Raw genomic sequence first — 15,567 nt, forward strand, 5'->3', positions numbered from 1 at the left:
GCCTGCCATAGCGGCAGGCTCCTTCTTATTTATGATAACTCAAGCTGTTCTCTCAGCTCTGTTCTGACTTCTTCTAATCCTGCTCCATCTAACTCAAAGTAATACACATTTCCAGGCTGATAATCATGCCCCTTTAGCTGAATGGTGTCCACTGATTTCAACGAGCTCAGTAAAGGGAAAAGACCGATAAACTGCTTCATGGACAGATTGGTTGAGACATTATCACCAAGTGTATCAATGATGTTGTCATATGACGGGATCGAAGAAATAGATTTAGATTTTTCAAAGATGGCTTGAAGTGCTTCCATTTGGCGCTTTCCACGCATGAGGTCACTATCTGCCTTTCTCGTTCTCACAAAGGCTAATGCTTCTTCGCCATTTAGTGTATGTGTGCCTGTTTGCACATGAACTTTCCCCTTTGAATCCTTTTCCATTTGCTTTGCGATGCCTTCATCTTCAATCGTTACTTCAATTCCATTTAGCTCGTCTACAATGTCTTGAAACGCCTTAAAGTTCCCTGAAATCACATAGTCTACCGGAATGTTCAACAGGTTTTCTACCGTTTTGACTGACAAATCTGCACTCCCAAAGGCATGGGCGTGGGCGATTTTATCATATCCTCTTCCCGGAATATCTACATAAGAATCACGAGGAATACTGAGGAGCTTGATGGTTTTCTCTGTTCGGTTCACCGCCGCCAGTAAGACCGCATCACTTCTTGCTTCATCTACCGTTTCACCTGGACGGCTGTCAATTCCAAGCAGCAGTACCGAAAAGCTATCCTTCCCTGGATCAAAAGCTTTCACACGCTTTTGCGAGGTGTCTCCTCTTTCTAATGAGACTTGCGCCTTATTCGACGCTTTTGAAATTTTATAATAGGCGTATCCTGTCACAGATACCGCCATCACCATAACAAATGCCATGATAAACAGCACGACTTTCACCCAAGGTCTCAGCCTTCTTTTTGATCTTGTTTTCTCCTTCATCCTTTCCGAACCCTCACTCTATCTTAGTCTAGCAATGTAGGTTCCACTATAACATATTTTGAAGAAAGTTTCCTGCGCGCAACATATTTTTATGAATCCACAATAAAAAAGCCGCTCAAAAAGAGCAGCCTTTTATCCAATATTTATTTTTGTTCAATTCCTTTTTTCACTTCATCAATCATGGCAGTCAACGATTCAAGTCCGCCGCCAGATAAATACCACATATCAGAGTTCAAATACACTACATGATTGTTCTTGATCGCTTTGACTGATTTCACGTAATCATTTTCAACAAGCTGTTTCGCAGACGTTTCCTCTCCGATCGCTGCGCCTCGATCAACGACAAATAAGAAATCTGGATTCGTTTTGACCATATACTCATACGAAATGCTTTGTCCGTGTTTGTCAGACGGCTCAAGCTTTTGATCTGCCGGTGTGATACCAAACACATCATGGATGAGTCCGTATCTTGACTTAGCACCAAAGGCTGTCATTTTACTGTCGTTGGCCATGATCATTAAACCATTCTGTTTCAACTCTTTTGCCTGTTTCTTTAATGCATCTACTTTTTGATCAATGGCTGCTAGTTCTTTTTTGACTTCGTCTTCCTTATCAAAAATTTCCCCTAACGTCGTGGCATTCTTTTTAAATGATTCCATATAGTTGGCAGTGTCTACATCCATCAAAATCGTAGGAGCAATTTTAGAAAATTCATCGAATGCATCTGATTGACGAGACTGAATAATAATCAAGTCGGGCTTAATCTCTGCAATTTTTTCGAAATTCGGCTCTTTTAAACCGCCGACATTCTCATATTTGTCATCCTCATATTTGGATAGATATTTTGGGACCACTTGTTTTGGTAAAGCTGTCACATTCACACCTAGTTTGTCCAGCGTATCAAGACTTCCCATATCAAACACGACGACTTTTTTCGGGTTTTTCTTGATTTTCACGCCATCTTTATTCAGCATGTCTTTTACCGTCACCATTTCCTCATTAGTTCCTTCTGTTTTCCCTTGGTTACCGCAGGCAGCGAGTACAACAATCGCTGTTAATACAGTCATCATCCATATCCATTTTTTCATGCTTGATCACCTCTTCATTTTTTTAAGAAAAATATAAGCAAATACGCTCACCACGAATGACTTCAATCGGTATGCGCATGTCATAAATTTGTTCAAGTGCATCTGTTTGAATCACTTCATCTACTCCGCCTTCTTGGATCACCTGTCCATCTTTTAAGGCGACGATATGATCGGAATACACAGATGCAAAGTTAATATCATGGAGAACGACAACAATCGTTTTCCCGAGATCATGAACGAGCTGCTTAAACAGCTTCATCATTTCAACAGAATGATTCATGTCTAAATTGTTTAAAGGCTCATCTAGGAAAATATAGTCCGTATCCTGAGCCAGCACCATCGCAATAAAGGCTCTTTGCCTTTGTCCGCCGCTTAGTTCATCTAAGTATTGATGCTGGATATCGACGAGCCTCATGTATTGAAGGGACACATCGATCATCTTCTCATCCTCTTTTGTCAGATGGCCTTGTGAGTAAGGAAAACGGCCAAAGCTGACAAGCTCCCGTACGGTCAGGCGCACACTCATGTGATTGGACTGCTTTAAAATACTCATCTTTTTCGCAAGCTCCTGCGGAGGATACGCGCTATATGGTTTGTCCTGTAAATAAGCTGCACCTGTGTCTGGCTGAATCAGGCGGCTCATGATGGACAAAAGCGTGCTCTTGCCCGCACCATTTGGACCAATGAGAGAGGTCAGCTGTCCTTTTTTCACACTGACAGTTGTTTTGTGAAGCACTGTTTTTCCGTTATATGTCTTACTGACTCCCTTCATCACGACCATGAACGACTCTCCTTTAAAAGTAAGTAAATAAAATACAATCCTCCGACTAAATCAATCAAGACACTCAGCGGCGTTTGAAAGGTAAATACCTTTTCTACAAGAAACTCCCCGCCTACAAGGGCAATGACACTGATGAAAAAAGAACCTAATAGCAAGTACGTATGCCGGTATGTACGAAATAGCTCTCTTGCCACGTTCACGACGAGTAAGCCAAGAAACGTAATAGGTCCGACAAGAGCCGTTGCGATAGACACAAGGACGGCAATCACGATCAGCATCTTTTTTGTGATGCCATCATAGTCAATCCCTAGATTCACAGCATGTTCCTTTCCTAAGGACATCACATCTAATTTGGAGCGGAATGTCCAAATATAAAAACATAGCGCTACAAATAAAATAGAAGCAATGAGTAGGATATCTGTATTCATGTGGTTAAAGCTTGCAAAAGATTTATCCTGTACGACCTGGTATTCATTCGGATCAATGAGCATTTCCATAAAGGAAGAAAGACTTTTGAACAATGTACCAAATACAATACCAACAAGTAGAAGTAAGAAAATGTGCTTGTTTTTGCGTTTGAACATCACCGTATATAGCAGCACGGAAAAAAGAATCATCAGCCCAACACAAAGGAAAAAATTCAGGTTTTTATTGACGATCATCAAATTGGTCGATCCAAAAAGATAAATAATCGCTGTTTGCAAAAATAAGTAAAGTGCGTCTAAGCCTAAAATGCTTGGCGTTAAGATTCGATTGTTGGTCAACGTTTGAAACACAACGGATGAAAAGGCAATAGCGCCTCCCGTCAATGTCATCGCAAGCACTTTTTTTAAACGGCTCGGGACTGTGTACTGCCAGTATCCCATTTGAAAGGTGATAAAGATCACGACCAGCACGGCTGAAATGGCTGCAATGAGAAATAATATACGTTTCTTATGCATAGCGTTTCCTCCTTAATAGCATGTACAGGAAGATCGCACTTCCGATGATGCCTACCATGAGCCCAACTGAAATTTCATATGGATAAATGATCACCCTTCCGAGCACATCACAAATCAGAACAAAAATGGCACCTAGTAAGGCTGTATGCGGGAGGCTTTTTTTCAAGTGATCGCCTCGGTAGATCGATACAATATTAGGAATGATTAAGCCGAGAAATGGCAGCATTCCGACAGTTAAAATGGTGACAGACGTAATCATCGAAACGATTACCAAGCCAACCGCCATCACACGTTTATACGTTAAACCTAAGTTGACGGCAAAGCTCTCTCCCATACCGGCCACTGTAAAGCGGTCAGCATATAAATACGCGATGATCAAAAGTGGAACACTCACATAGAGCAGTTCATAACGCCCCTGAACAATAAGAGAAAAATCTCCTTGAAGCCATGCGGATACGTTTTGGATCAGATCATATTTATAGGCTATAAACGTAGATATTGAACTAACGATCCCACCAAACATCAAGCCGACTAACGGTACATAGATCGTATCGTTCACCTTAATATGGCGCAGGATTTTTAAGAAAAGGAGATTGCCAGCTAGAGTAAACAGAAATGCGATGCCCATTTTCGTGAGCGGGCTCGCATGTGTAAAAACGAGCATTGCTACTAAAATACCAAGCTTGGCCCAATCCATTGTTCCTGCAGTGGTTGGTGAAACAAATTTATTCCTCGTCATGCTTTGCATCATAAAGCCGCATAAACTAAGGCTCATGCCAGCAAGCACAATACTCATCAGTCGTGGGATGCGACTTGACAATAAGGTATGCATTTGCCCATCTGTTAGATGAAACAGCTGTAAAATGGACAGATCCTGTACACCGACAAACAGTGATGCACATGCCAAACACACAAATAACAAACTTAATTGATACAACTTCATACAGGTTTCTCACTTTCTATCAAGCTCTTTCCGCTACAAATGATTATCATTATCAATTAAGCGACAGTTCATATATTATCACATTTAGTAAAATATTCAATACCGGAATAAAAAAGGAGTAAAGCACATAAAAAAACAGCCTACGGTATCAGCTGCTTTTTCCCCAATTATTGAATGTTCACTTGAAATTGTCCCTTCAGTTCCTCTTCCGCATCTTGAAATAACTGCCGCAAGCTCTCTGCATAATTGCCAAGAGCGTCTTTACTTGTTTGAAAATTCACCCATGTAAGCTCTACAGGTAGATTCACTTCTCCTGTTAAACAGTCCCAAAGGGCATCAAGGTTTTTCCCGTAATAGTCAGGAAGGTGTAAAACTGTTTTTAGTTGGTCATGAAGCTCCTCTTGCGACCTGCATATCGCACCGTCCAGCCGCACTTTTTTCATATTCATCTTCCCCTCTCTTGTCTTTATTTTAAACGAATTGATCAAAAAAGAGAAAGATGGACATCTCACGTTTGTTTCCGCTTGAAACCTGAGATAAACAGTATGAGACAGGCGGCCAAAACGACCAAGAAAAAGAAAGTTAACACCGTCTGAGTACCGTACATATCAGCAAAGAGACCGACAAAAACACTCGGAATGCCTAGACCTAAGTAAGCAAACAAGTAATATCCTGCAACCGCTCTAGCCGCCTCCTTCTTCCCTCGCTCGACAATCAGCTGAAGACCACCTAAGTAAGTAAATCCATAGCAAGCAGTGCCCGCAAGCATGGTCCCGGCAAGTACAAGGAAAATGGACCCACCATTTGCACCGAACAGCAGCAGGCCATATCCGCACGGAAGACAGATAAAACCCACCCGGAGCGCTGCGCTGCTATTCATTTTACGAACAAAGGGCTGCATGAGGACACCTGCCATATTAATAAAAAACAGCGCCGGTCCTACCCATAATTCATATCCATTTAATTTCAGCTGTGCTGGCAAAATAGAAATAACAAGCCCACACACTGACCATGCAATGGCAATCGCCAAGTTCGCCGGCATCGTCCCTTTTGGAAACCTTGGCATATTCATCATCGGTTTACTCGTATTTCCTTGTATAGGCGGCACAAAAAAGAATACACCAACAATCGTCAGCATCAAAAAGACCAAAACAATCCAATAGCTCAGCGGCGTGAGCGACACACGCTGAAAAGAAAGAAGCGCTGTAAAAAGAGCACCTCCCCCAAACCCAACCGAACTACATAAGGCAATAAAGGTCGGGATCCAGCCTGATTTCTCTGGATATAAAGCAATCAAATAGGCCGTGCATGTTCCAACACTTAGACCAAGCCCCACTCCTTGCAGCAGCCTGGCAGCAAAGAGCATCTGTATGGAAGGATGCACGATCATCAAAAGGGTGGCACATAACGAAAAGCAAAGCGCGACCAATAAAATTGGTTTGCGTCCAGCCCGGTCAGATATGCCGCCGAGAAAAAGCAATACTGGAATAAGTCCGAATACATACGCAGCAAATACAAGTGCTGTTGCCGCCTTTCCGTACCCTGCTTGATCTGCATACGCCGTATAAAGAGGCACTTGCAGATTCACAGCGGTCGTAATCATGAAAAGACCAAATAAAACGAAAATAAACGGGATCATGGATTGTTGAGCCGTTTCTTCTTTTGATGCAGGAATCATTTGACTCTCTCCTCTATGTAAATGACATCTGATAACAGTTTACACACCATTTGGCTTACTTCCTACATCCAAAAATGACTCTATTGACCAGTCCATAATTCCGTGTCATCATCATAAATGACGTGACAAAGAGAGAAGGTGCCACATGTATATTCATTTAGACCGCTCAAGCTCTACCCCGCTATGGCAGCAAATCGTGACCGGTATCATTCAAAAAATTCATTCACAAAAACTGAATCCTAACGATCAGTTAACGCCGACACGCGTGTTAGCACAGGAGCTAAATGTATCAAGATCAACCGTACAACTTGCCTATGATGAATTGCTGGCAAGAGGCTATGTCAGCACGTCTAGAAGAGGCGGGACTAAGGTCATCTCAAGTGACCAATACGTAGCTTCCACTCCCCATCAAAGCGAGCCGCCCTTTGCACTCCCCGTTAGGCCTCATTTTGACGAGGCTGAAAAACAAATGGAGCACTGGCTCTCGGCCAATGAATTTCATGAGAAGCTCGATATCGACTTTCGCCATCAAGAGCCAGCCATCGACGAACATTTTCAAAACATATGGAAACGCTCGCTTATGAAAGCATTACAGCGCTTAGACATGAAGGATTGGGGCTATTCTTCCCCGCACGGATTATGGGAGGTACGCTCAGAAATACGCCAATATTTATCTGTTGAACGCGGGATCAATGTAGAAGAAGATCAAATGGTATTAACAGGGGGCACGCAGCAAGCCATTGACTTAATTTCACAGGTACTGCTCAAAAAAGGCGATACGGTGGCTGTTGAAGATCCAGGTTTTCCTGGAGCAAGGCTTTCGTTTTTACATCGTGAAATGAACATTTATCCCGCACCAGTAGATGAGGAAGGTATGATTGTGAACACATTGCCGGGGCGAACCAAGATGATCGCTGTGACACCCTCCCATCAACGTCCAACCGGTGTATGTATGAGTGTAAATAGAAGACAGCAGCTGATACAGTTTGCTGTCAGCCACCAATCTTACATATTAGAGGATGATTTTGATGGGGATTATCGTTATCATGGCGGGCCGCTTCCTTCCTTATTTTCAGAAGCACCCGATCATGTGATATACATCTTAAGCTTTTCCAAGGTGCTGGCACCAGGCATACGCCTTGCTGCAATCATCGGCTCCAAAGCTGTTATCAAAGAAATCGCTGCGCTGCAATCCCTCATCCAAAGACAGCTGCCGATCATGGAGCAAATTACACTTGCTTCATTTTTCAGAGAAGGAGAATTCACGCGATATGTCAGGCGAATGAGACAGCTTTATAAAAAAAGGCAGGCGGCCATGATGGAAGCCCTTTTGATACATCAATTCGACAAACATTTCCATTTATATGGAACCGATACTGGCCTTCATGTCTTTTTGGAAGGAGCGCCAGACTTTGATGAAAAAGGCAGTATTGCGGCTGCTAAAGCCGCTGGTGTCGGAATTTATCCATTAAGCCCCTATTGCTATGAAAGCAACAGAAAGGGATTGCTGCTTGGTTTCGCCTGTACAGATGAAGAAATGATTCAAGAGGGCGTGCGCCGTTTAAAGCAAACACTGCGCATCTAAAAAAAGCCTGGAAGTGAACTTCCAAGCTTTTTTCATGATTGCTGAATGTGACCTACTTCTTCAATAAACGCGGCTGTCTGTTGCAATCCATCTTGTAAATGATGGGTAGCGGAAATAAACAGCTTTTCTTGATCAGGATGCTTCAACAGCTGCTCCACCTTATCGATCCCTTTTTCAAATGAAGAAAGTCCTGTCTTTAATTGTTTGTCAGCCTGTTTGTACGCAGCTGGAACTTCTTGATGAGCAAGTCCTTTTTGAATCACACGATCAAATGCTTTTGTCGCTTTTGCCAATTTTTCAGTTGCTTGAATCTTACCATGTCCATCTGAAATAAATTGGTCTGTCATGTTTTCATATGCTTCATTTAACTCATCCATATAACGATGAACCCATTGTTCATACGCAGCTTCTTTTGTGTCTTGTTTTGAAGGCGACTGACCTGCTTGATGACAGGCTGCTAGTAATATCACTGTCACGGTGAATAGCAGCATCAAATGCAATCGTTTTTTCATACAGAGCCTCCATTTCTAATTCCCATTCGTTCATATCGGTCAAATATGAGCATCCTTTACCTCATACGAACACTTTTCAAGAAATGATTTCTTTTATTGTAACAGACGGCTCGTGTCACTTCTGTGATTTATGAGCAAATGGATGAAAATACGTCTAATGATCCACATTTCCCTGTCATTTCTTTGACATCCTACCGATACAGTCAATAGACGACTAAAGAGATATAATTGGTTTCAATGTATGTCATCTTCATGATTTTTTCTAAAAAAAGACTCCTTTCGGCGCCTTTTCGTTTTGCATTATATCCACACATCATTTTCTGCTGTCAGATTAGAAGAGGCATCCCCTGTATTGACGACTCCCCGCGGTTCAACCAACATGACATGACATTCTTCTTTGGCGTATGGTTTGTGTTCTTTTCCTTTTGGGATCACGAACATTTCTCCTGCATGCAGTTCGACCTTGCCATCCCTAAACTCAATTCCCATCTGGCCATCAATGACGAAAAACACTTCGTCCGTGTCATCATGCTGATGCCAAACGAATTCGCCTTGTATGTATGTCCGTCATGAGAGAAAATCCCCTTTAAATGAACGAATTCACATGACTGAATGGCCTGTAAGATTTGACGAAAATCACTCTCTTCAATGACACCAGACCTTTCTTCTCCAACTTCTATCTCGATTAAAACCTCAGCCTTTTTCTCTGCTTTGCGAAAGACATTTTGAATTTGATGAACATGCTCTACACAATCGATACCGAATGAAATATGTATTGATTCTGCCAGCTTTCGAATTCGCTTTAGTTTTGTCTCGCCTACAATTTGATTTGTGATAAAAATATCTGTCAGTCCATGCGCTGCCATCACCTCAGCTTCTCCTACTTTCGCCATGGTCATGCCAGATGCGCCCATCTCCTCCTGCACCTTGGCAAGCCTAGGTGTTTTATGTGTTTTCGTGTGAGGACGCAGTTTTACTTGCTGACGATCCGCATATTGCTGCATAGCGGCTATATTCTCCATCATCACCCGTTTATCAATTGTTTTTTCTACGAGAAAGAAATGACGATGTGCTAAGCTCACGTAGGTTGAGGAGTCCAGCGGCTGTCTGCCGCTGGTTTTTGGCTAATATCTGTTACGAAGTTCTCTTAAAATAAAATCGTATACAAGATTGAGCTGCTGTTCCTTTGGATACAGCATAAATTCTTGTTTTTTAGGAAGACCTCCATCAAGACGATCTTGAAATTTCGTTCGGAGATACGCTGTCCGGTGCACCTGACTCTCAAATGATTTATATGAGACATCCAGTTTGACGGTTTGCTCATTTGTAAACGTGACCAGCGTGTCCCCGAGGGATGATTCTTGGAAGGTATGAATGTATTTGTGGGAGATCCAGCCGCACTGAGGACGATTGGATGAATAGGTTGGGAAGAAATACAGATGATTGGATGAGTCAATCACGATTGGAGGCTTGTGAGAAATTCCTGTTACTTCGTATGTTCCCGCCTTTCTGCCTGCATAGCTTGAGCCGAAGAATCTGCAGCTGCGTTCAATGATTTGCAGCGGCTTTAATTCGACGTAAAAGCTTGTCTCTCTTTCTATGACTTTTGAATATACTCTTTTTCCTTCTTCAACTGGAAGGATCGCCATCGTTGTTTGATTAATGACATATGAATCTAAAGGTGTTTCGCTAATTCCTGACACTTCATTTCCTCCTGTGTTAATTTTTGGTTATTTTAGATACTATTAATCTATCACCAACGTATAAGAAACGACAGGATTTTTTCAAAATTTATTTAAAATCATCTTTTTACCATATTTTTTAGTACATTCGATCTATCTAAAAGGCATTTTTAAAAGTATATCGCATTCTGTCGATTGGACAAGAGGTGTCGATTTTGCTCAAAAATAAATTGTCTAAAAATTATAAATTCTTGTTGATTTTTTCTCCAGCAATCCATATACTATAAAAAAGGCATCGGGGGGATTCTTTATGAAAGAGAAAAAAACGTATGCTGAGCTCATGAAGTCCCGCAACACCCAAAAAACCGAAGAAAACGGCGTCACCATTTTAGACATCTATATTCAAATGGTTTTAGATGAGGCGCTTTATAAACAGCGCTTAACCTTCCTTAGAGAAGAGATTGATAAGGCACTGGATCAGCGTGATGAAAAGCGATTCAATGACCTGTCAGCTCAATATGCAGAGCACTGCTTACATTAATCATGATGATTTTACTTGCGGCAGAGAGACAGCAACTCGTCTCTTTACCGCAAGTTTTTTGTTTACCCATTTAAAATGGTTCCGCCATTCACATGCAGGATTTGTCCATTCATGTAAGACGAGTCTTCGCTCGCTAAAAATAAATAACTTGGCGCAAGCTCTACTGGTTCACCAGGCCTTTCCATTGGGACATCTCCGCCAAATTCAGAGACTTCCTTTTCTGTAAAAGTTGATGGAATCAGCGGCGTCCAAATAGGTCCCGGAGCTACCCCATTCACTCGAATCCCTTGTTTAATGAGCGATAAGGATAATGATCTGGTAAATGTCACAACCGCCCCTTTTGTCGATGAATAATCGATTAAGGTTTCGTGCCCTTTATAGGCTGTGACGGAGGTTGTATTAATAATACTGCTTCCTTTCTTTAAATGAGGGAGCACAGCCTTTGTTAAATAAAACATGGCGAAAATATTCGTTTGAAATGTCCGAAGAAGCTGATGAGAGGTAATCTGTTCAATGCTTTTTTGCGGATGCTGTTCCCCTGCGTTGTTCACCAAAATATCAATAGAACCGAAAGCATCTTTTGTTTTTTTGACGACCTCATTTGAAAAAGCCTCATCCCCTAAGTCACCTGCAATTAAGATCACGCGTCCTCCCGCCTTTTCAATATAGTCCTTCGTTTCCTCTGCATCACGATGTTCACTCAAGTAAACAATCGCCACATTGGCCCCTTCCTTCGCAAATAAGACAGAGACTGCTCTTCCGATCCCGCTATCTCCACCTGTCACAATAGCCGTTTTCCCAGCTAGTTTTTTGCCCTGCACCTCTCGATCAAAAATAGGTCTAGGGTTCATTTTATATTCAAGACCTGGACGTTCATTCTGATGTTGAGGCGGCAATGTTTTCTTCGGCTGCTTTGTAGACACGCAAGTCCACTCCTTCCTTTTATCTTGTTTATTTTTATGTGTTGGCTATTTTTTTATGTATGTCATGCTTGTTTCCTTTCGAATGTATGATTTTCTACATTGTGGAAAAATTACACACAACAAGAAACTGGAGGCGACAACATGGAACAAGAACATAAAGGAATGAAGCAGGCAAAATCGTTATGGTTAGCAGAGAGTCAAAAGCATTCTTTTCCTTCTGCAACAGAGGATCTTACAGCAGATGTGATCATTGTGGGCGGCGGAATTACCGGTATCGCTACTGCGTTTGACATGACAGAACGTGGATTAGATGTCATCATCATTGATGCCGATCAATTACTGCAAGGCACGACCGGACACACGACAGCTAAAATCACCTCACAGCACGATGTGTACTATCATGAGCTGATTCAGCAAATTGGCATGCCAAAAGCCCGTTTGTATGTAGAAGCCAATGAGAAAGCAAAAGAGCTCATTCAAGCACGTATAAAGGAGCACCAAATCAAGTGTCAGTTAGAGATAAAAGATGCTTACCTATATACAAAGGAAGAAAGCGGCGTCAAAAAGTTAAAGAAAGAATTAGATGCCTACAAACAGCTCGGCATTGACCGAGAATGGAAAACAGAGCTTCCTTTTGACACTGACATAAAAGCTGCCCTTGCCATGACCCAGCAGGCGCAGTTTCATCCCCTTCATTATCTAAATGCACTGATCGACCAGCTCATTGAGCGAGGTGTGCGTATTTTTGAACAAACCACCGCAGTCGATGTCAAAGAAGGGAAACGGCCTGCTGTCGTCACAAAAAGTGGGCATCATCTGACAGGCCGCTATATCATTTCCTGTTCACACTTTCCTTTTTATGATGGCAAAGGACTTTTTTTCACTCGAATTCATCCCAAGCAATCTTATGTAGTAGCAGCCAAAACAACCAAGCCTCTTTCAGGCGGCATGTACTTAGGAATTGACCAGCCCGCTCACTCTTTAAGAACGGCAGAACTTCACGGTGAAGAAGTGGTTCTCATCGGAGGAGAAGGCCATAAAACAGGACAAGGCGGTGATGAATCCGCACACTATGAAGCACTAGAAAAGTTTGGAGACGATACACTTGGAATTGAGGAGGTTCTTTATCGCTGGTCGACGCACGATATGGTCACAATGGATCAAATCCCTTACATTGGCCACCTGACCAAACACCATCCGAATATCTTCGTTGCTACCGGCTTTAGAAAATGGGGCATGACGACAAGCCATGTCGCAGCAACTCTTATCGGGGATTTAATTGAGGGAAAATCTAATCCCTACGAATCAATCTTTACCCCATCAAGACTTGTTTCTGACTCATTCATCAAAGATTTTATGAAAGAAAATACCAATGTTGCTGCCAATCTGATCAGTGGTAAATTAAAACGAACTGATCAAACCATTGATGATTTAAAACCAGGCGAAGGCGGCATTGTATCTTATGAACATAAGAAATGCGGGGCCTATAAATCAGAGGATGGGAGTGTCTTCCTTGTCGATACAACATGTACTCACCTAGGCTGTGAAGTCGCTTGGAATAATAGTGACCGCACCTGGGATTGCCCTTGTCACGGTTCACGTTTTTCAATCACTGGAGACGTAGTAGCAGGACCAGCAAAGAAACCACTAAAAAGGTCATATAAAGAACAGTAAAATTTCACTGGTTTCCCTTTAAAAAATCCATTATTATCCGATAAGAAACATAAAGTCTGATATTTGTGATGATTATGGGGGGACAAAAACATTGTTATTTAAAAAAGAAAGAAAAAGCACTGCTTTTTTCACGCAGCAGGATGATGAGATAAAACGAATCAACTTTTCGGAGAATACGGACATTGCCAAACAAATCAAAATGATTGACCTGACGCAGCAAGACCTTTTTATACTGAAACAATTGAATCCAATTGTTCAAGATGATATTACACATATCGTTGATAAATTTTATAAAAATTTAGAAGTAGAGTCTTCCTTGATGCATATCATTCAAGATAATAGTTCTGTCGATCGTTTGAAAAAAACACTACGCATTCATATTAGCGAAATGTTTGCAGGTGTGATTGACGATGCATATGTGGCAAAAAGGATTAAAATTGCACAAGTTCATTTACGAATTGGCCTCCAGCCTAAATGGTATATGGCGGCATTCCAAGACCTTTTGCTATCAATTATGGATTTATTTGTCCAGCATATCCAAGATTTCAAAGAATATCAGACGGCAGTCAAAGCGACGACGAAAATTTTAAATTTAGAGCAGCAGCTTGTCCTAGATACGTTCCAAAATGAATATTCTAAAATTCGTGATGAAGCGGAAGAACAGCAGCAAGAGCTTCATACAAAAATCACAGAAACCTCAAATTCGCTTGCTTCTCTCTTCTCCAACACAACAAGTGCAGTGGACAAGCTTGTATCAAAATCTGATGAGATGGCAGATATGTCACAAGCTGGAACGAAAATATCAGCACAGGTCGAGGAAAAATCAATCGGCGGTAAAAAAGAATTAGAAATTCAGCAAACACAAATGAATCAAATTGATGGCAGCATGACAAAGATTGAAACAGAAATTAAACGATTAGAAGAAATCGCAAAACAAATTGAACAAATTTTTGGGATCGTCACAGGCATAGCAGAGCAAACGAATTTGTTATCTTTAAATGCCTCAATCGAATCTGCGCGTGCAGGTGAACATGGAAAAGGATTCGCTGTCGTCGCAAACGAGGTTCGCAAATTATCAGAGGACACAAAGAAAACGGTTTCAACTGTTTCAGAGCTTGTCAATAATACCAATTCACAAATCTCCATTGTGTCACAGCACATTGCGGACGTGAATTTACTTGTGACAGACAGTAAAGAAAAAATGACTCAAATCAATTCGCTCTTCGATGATATCGTGAGCAGTATGAACTTAAGTAAAAACCAAAACGGAAAAATCGAAATAGATCTCCAAACATTCCTAAACGAGTTGAAGGAAGTCAAACAAACGGTTTCCCAAGTTGCCAGCTCAGTCGAATCCTTAACCAGTCTGACAAATCGCTAATCCAGCCATTCTTCTTTTCTTCTAGTATAATAGAACAAAAGACAGAAAAGGCGGGATTTGATTGACAACAATTTGCTTAGTCAGACACGGTGAAACAGATTGGAATGCAGCTCAAAGAATTCAAGGGCGAACAGATGTCCCTTTAAATGAGACAGGTAAATGGCAGGCTGAACAAACTGGACTTTACCTAAAGGATTCCCATTGGGATGTCGTCATTTCCAGTCCATTATCAAGGGCAAAAGAAACAGCTCATTTGATTTTAAAACATGTGCATGTGCATGCGCCTCTCGTCATCATGGATGATTTTATTGAACGTGATTTTGGAGACGCTGAAGGCATATCATTTGAGGAGCGCCAGAAGCTGTTTCCAGATAAACAATATCCAAATATGGAACCATTAGAGGCTATGCAAGACCGAATGTTAGAAGGTATTGAAAAGGTCAGAGCCACCTACCCAGATCAAAATGTACTGATTGTGGCTCACGGTGCCGCCATCCACTGCTTACTCACCATTCTTGCTGATGAACACATGGGTCTTCAGGACACAAGACTTGTCAATGCTTGCTTAAATTATGTGGAATGGAAAGATGGCGAATGGAAGGTGCGTGATTACAACGTGGTCAGCCATTTAACTCAATCTTCCCCTTCTTAAAGAACCTGTGATCTTAGCAGGTTCTTTTTTTTATGACAGAAACAATGATAAAATAATATTTTTTTATATCGAAATTCGAAATAAACGCTAGCCTTTTCTACCTATTTAATGACCTTTCGGGTATCGAATGTTTGTCCCCAAATTGATCATGAGAAAAAAAGCACCCTTCCATTTTAATAGGAAAACGTAAGGAAACTAAA

15 protein-coding genes and 2 pseudogenes are annotated in these 15,567 nt (G+C 41.5%); 5 read left to right on the forward strand and 12 right to left on the reverse strand.

From position 1 onward, the window contains the following. Positions 1-29: 29 nt before the first annotated feature. From C6W18_RS12890 to C6W18_RS12920, 7 genes are all read right to left on the reverse strand, one after another. Entirely contained in the window at positions 30-986 is a 957-nt protein-coding gene (locus tag C6W18_RS12890; RefSeq protein WP_105927799.1) for an LCP family protein, read from the reverse strand. A gap of 143 nt (positions 987-1,129) precedes the next feature. Next, positions 1,130-2,074: a siderophore ABC transporter substrate-binding protein gene (locus C6W18_RS12895; protein WP_105927800.1), complete on the reverse strand. Its 945-nt coding sequence runs from the start codon at positions 2,072-2,074 to the stop codon at positions 1,130-1,132. Between the two features lie 22 nt (positions 2,075-2,096). Beyond that, positions 2,097-2,855, reverse strand: coding sequence for an iron ABC transporter ATP-binding protein (locus C6W18_RS12900; RefSeq protein WP_034323627.1), 759 nt, complete (start codon positions 2,853-2,855; stop codon positions 2,097-2,099). Beyond that, positions 2,846-3,796 carry an iron chelate uptake ABC transporter family permease subunit gene (locus C6W18_RS12905; protein ID WP_105927801.1) on the reverse strand — a complete coding sequence of 317 codons (951 nt, stop codon included), beginning with the start codon at positions 3,794-3,796 and terminating at the stop codon, positions 2,846-2,848. The genes C6W18_RS12900 and C6W18_RS12905 overlap by 10 nt, the downstream gene beginning before the upstream one ends. Next, entirely contained in the window at positions 3,789-4,739 is a 951-nt protein-coding gene (locus C6W18_RS12910; RefSeq protein WP_034323633.1) for an ABC transporter permease, read from the reverse strand. Before C6W18_RS12910 ends, C6W18_RS12905 begins: the two co-directional genes overlap by 8 nt. A 167-nt stretch (positions 4,740-4,906) precedes the next feature. Beyond that, the gene (locus C6W18_RS12915) at positions 4,907-5,182 is read right to left on the reverse strand and encodes a barstar family protein (RefSeq protein WP_034323636.1); all 276 of its coding nucleotides are present in this window, start codon (positions 5,180-5,182) and stop codon (positions 4,907-4,909) included. Positions 5,183-5,247: 65 nt separating this feature from the next. Then, positions 5,248-6,417 (reverse strand): MFS transporter, encoded by a 1,170-nt coding sequence (locus C6W18_RS12920; protein WP_105927802.1) that lies wholly within the window; start codon positions 6,415-6,417, stop codon positions 5,248-5,250. A 145-nt stretch (positions 6,418-6,562) separates the two neighbouring features. On the opposite strand from C6W18_RS12920, the gene pdxR reads away from it, so the two are divergent. Beyond that, a complete protein-coding gene (gene pdxR / locus C6W18_RS12925; RefSeq protein WP_105927803.1) occupies positions 6,563-8,002 on the forward strand; it encodes a MocR-like pyridoxine biosynthesis transcription factor PdxR in 1,440 nt (479 codons plus the stop codon). Positions 8,003-8,034: 32 nt separating this feature from the next. Here pdxR and C6W18_RS12930 read toward each other — a convergent pair whose 3' ends face one another. From C6W18_RS12930 to C6W18_RS12945, 4 genes and pseudogenes are all read right to left on the reverse strand, one after another. Then, positions 8,035-8,514: a hypothetical protein gene (locus tag C6W18_RS12930; protein WP_105927804.1), complete on the reverse strand. Its 480-nt coding sequence runs from the start codon at positions 8,512-8,514 to the stop codon at positions 8,035-8,037. 300 nt (positions 8,515-8,814) lie between these two features. Further along, positions 8,815-9,072, reverse strand: coding sequence for a cupin domain-containing protein (locus tag C6W18_RS12935; RefSeq protein WP_105927805.1), 258 nt, complete (start codon positions 9,070-9,072; stop codon positions 8,815-8,817). Next, positions 9,057-9,539, reverse strand: a pseudogene (locus C6W18_RS12940) (alanine racemase); the annotation flags it as partial. The pseudogene C6W18_RS12940 and the gene C6W18_RS12935, both read right to left, overlap by 16 nt. 99 nt (positions 9,540-9,638) lie before the next feature. Next, positions 9,639-10,217 carry a competence protein ComK gene (locus C6W18_RS12945; RefSeq protein ID WP_105927806.1) on the reverse strand — a complete coding sequence of 193 codons (579 nt, stop codon included), beginning with the start codon at positions 10,215-10,217 and terminating at the stop codon, positions 9,639-9,641. Positions 10,218-10,506: 289 nt separating this feature from the next. Here C6W18_RS12945 and C6W18_RS12950 point away from each other — a divergent pair, with 289 nt between their 5' ends. Next, positions 10,507-10,737, forward strand: a complete 231-nt coding sequence (locus C6W18_RS12950; protein WP_003210924.1) for an IDEAL domain-containing protein — start codon at positions 10,507-10,509, stop codon at positions 10,735-10,737. A gap of 62 nt (positions 10,738-10,799) precedes the next feature. Here C6W18_RS12950 and C6W18_RS12955 read toward each other — a convergent pair whose 3' ends face one another. Beyond that, entirely contained in the window at positions 10,800-11,660 is an 861-nt protein-coding gene (locus C6W18_RS12955) for an SDR family oxidoreductase (RefSeq protein WP_105927807.1), read from the reverse strand. Between the two features lie 141 nt (positions 11,661-11,801). Here C6W18_RS12955 and C6W18_RS12960 point away from each other — a divergent pair, with 141 nt between their 5' ends. The 3 genes and pseudogenes from C6W18_RS12960 to C6W18_RS12970 all read left to right on the forward strand — a co-directional run bounded on the left by C6W18_RS12960 (position 11,802) and on the right by C6W18_RS12970 (position 15,367). Next, positions 11,802-13,334 (forward strand): FAD-dependent oxidoreductase, encoded by a 1,533-nt coding sequence (locus tag C6W18_RS12960; protein WP_105927808.1) that lies wholly within the window; start codon positions 11,802-11,804, stop codon positions 13,332-13,334. A 79-nt stretch (positions 13,335-13,413) separates the two neighbouring features. Continuing rightward, positions 13,414-14,715 (forward strand): annotated as a pseudogene (locus tag C6W18_RS12965) (globin-coupled sensor protein); the annotation flags it as partial. Positions 14,716-14,776: 61 nt separating this feature from the next. Next, positions 14,777-15,367: a histidine phosphatase family protein gene (locus C6W18_RS12970; protein WP_105927809.1), complete on the forward strand. Its 591-nt coding sequence runs from the start codon at positions 14,777-14,779 to the stop codon at positions 15,365-15,367. Positions 15,368-15,567: the final 200 nt, after the last annotated feature.

Source organism: Bacillus sp. LLTC93 (assembly GCF_002993125.1).
GTDB lineage: Bacteria > Bacillota > Bacilli > Bacillales > Bacillaceae > Bacillus > Bacillus zhangzhouensis.

Excerpts from the sequence above, each read along its gene's own strand:
- C6W18_RS12960 (WP_105927808.1), top strand. The coding sequence starts at position 11,802 with ATGGAACAAGAACATAAAGGAATGAAGCAGGCAAAATCGTTATGGTTA.
- C6W18_RS12900 (WP_034323627.1), bottom strand. The coding sequence starts at position 2,855 with ATGGTCGTGATGAAGGGAGTCAGTAAGACATATAACGGAAAAACAGTG.
- C6W18_RS12950 (WP_003210924.1), top strand. The coding sequence starts at position 10,507 with ATGAAAGAGAAAAAAACGTATGCTGAGCTCATGAAGTCCCGCAACACC.
- C6W18_RS12930 (WP_105927804.1), bottom strand. The coding sequence starts at position 8,514 with ATGAAAAAACGATTGCATTTGATGCTGCTATTCACCGTGACAGTGATA.
- C6W18_RS12915 (WP_034323636.1), bottom strand. The coding sequence starts at position 5,182 with ATGAAAAAAGTGCGGCTGGACGGTGCGATATGCAGGTCGCAAGAGGAG.
- pdxR (WP_105927803.1), top strand. The coding sequence starts at position 6,563 with ATGTATATTCATTTAGACCGCTCAAGCTCTACCCCGCTATGGCAGCAA.
- C6W18_RS12895 (WP_105927800.1), bottom strand. The coding sequence starts at position 2,074 with ATGAAAAAATGGATATGGATGATGACTGTATTAACAGCGATTGTTGTA.
- C6W18_RS12905 (WP_105927801.1), bottom strand. The coding sequence starts at position 3,796 with ATGCATAAGAAACGTATATTATTTCTCATTGCAGCCATTTCAGCCGTG.
- C6W18_RS12890 (WP_105927799.1), bottom strand. The coding sequence starts at position 986 with ATGAAGGAGAAAACAAGATCAAAAAGAAGGCTGAGACCTTGGGTGAAA.
- C6W18_RS12920 (WP_105927802.1), bottom strand. The coding sequence starts at position 6,417 with ATGATTCCTGCATCAAAAGAAGAAACGGCTCAACAATCCATGATCCCG.
- C6W18_RS12910 (WP_034323633.1), bottom strand. The coding sequence starts at position 4,739 with ATGAAGTTGTATCAATTAAGTTTGTTATTTGTGTGTTTGGCATGTGCA.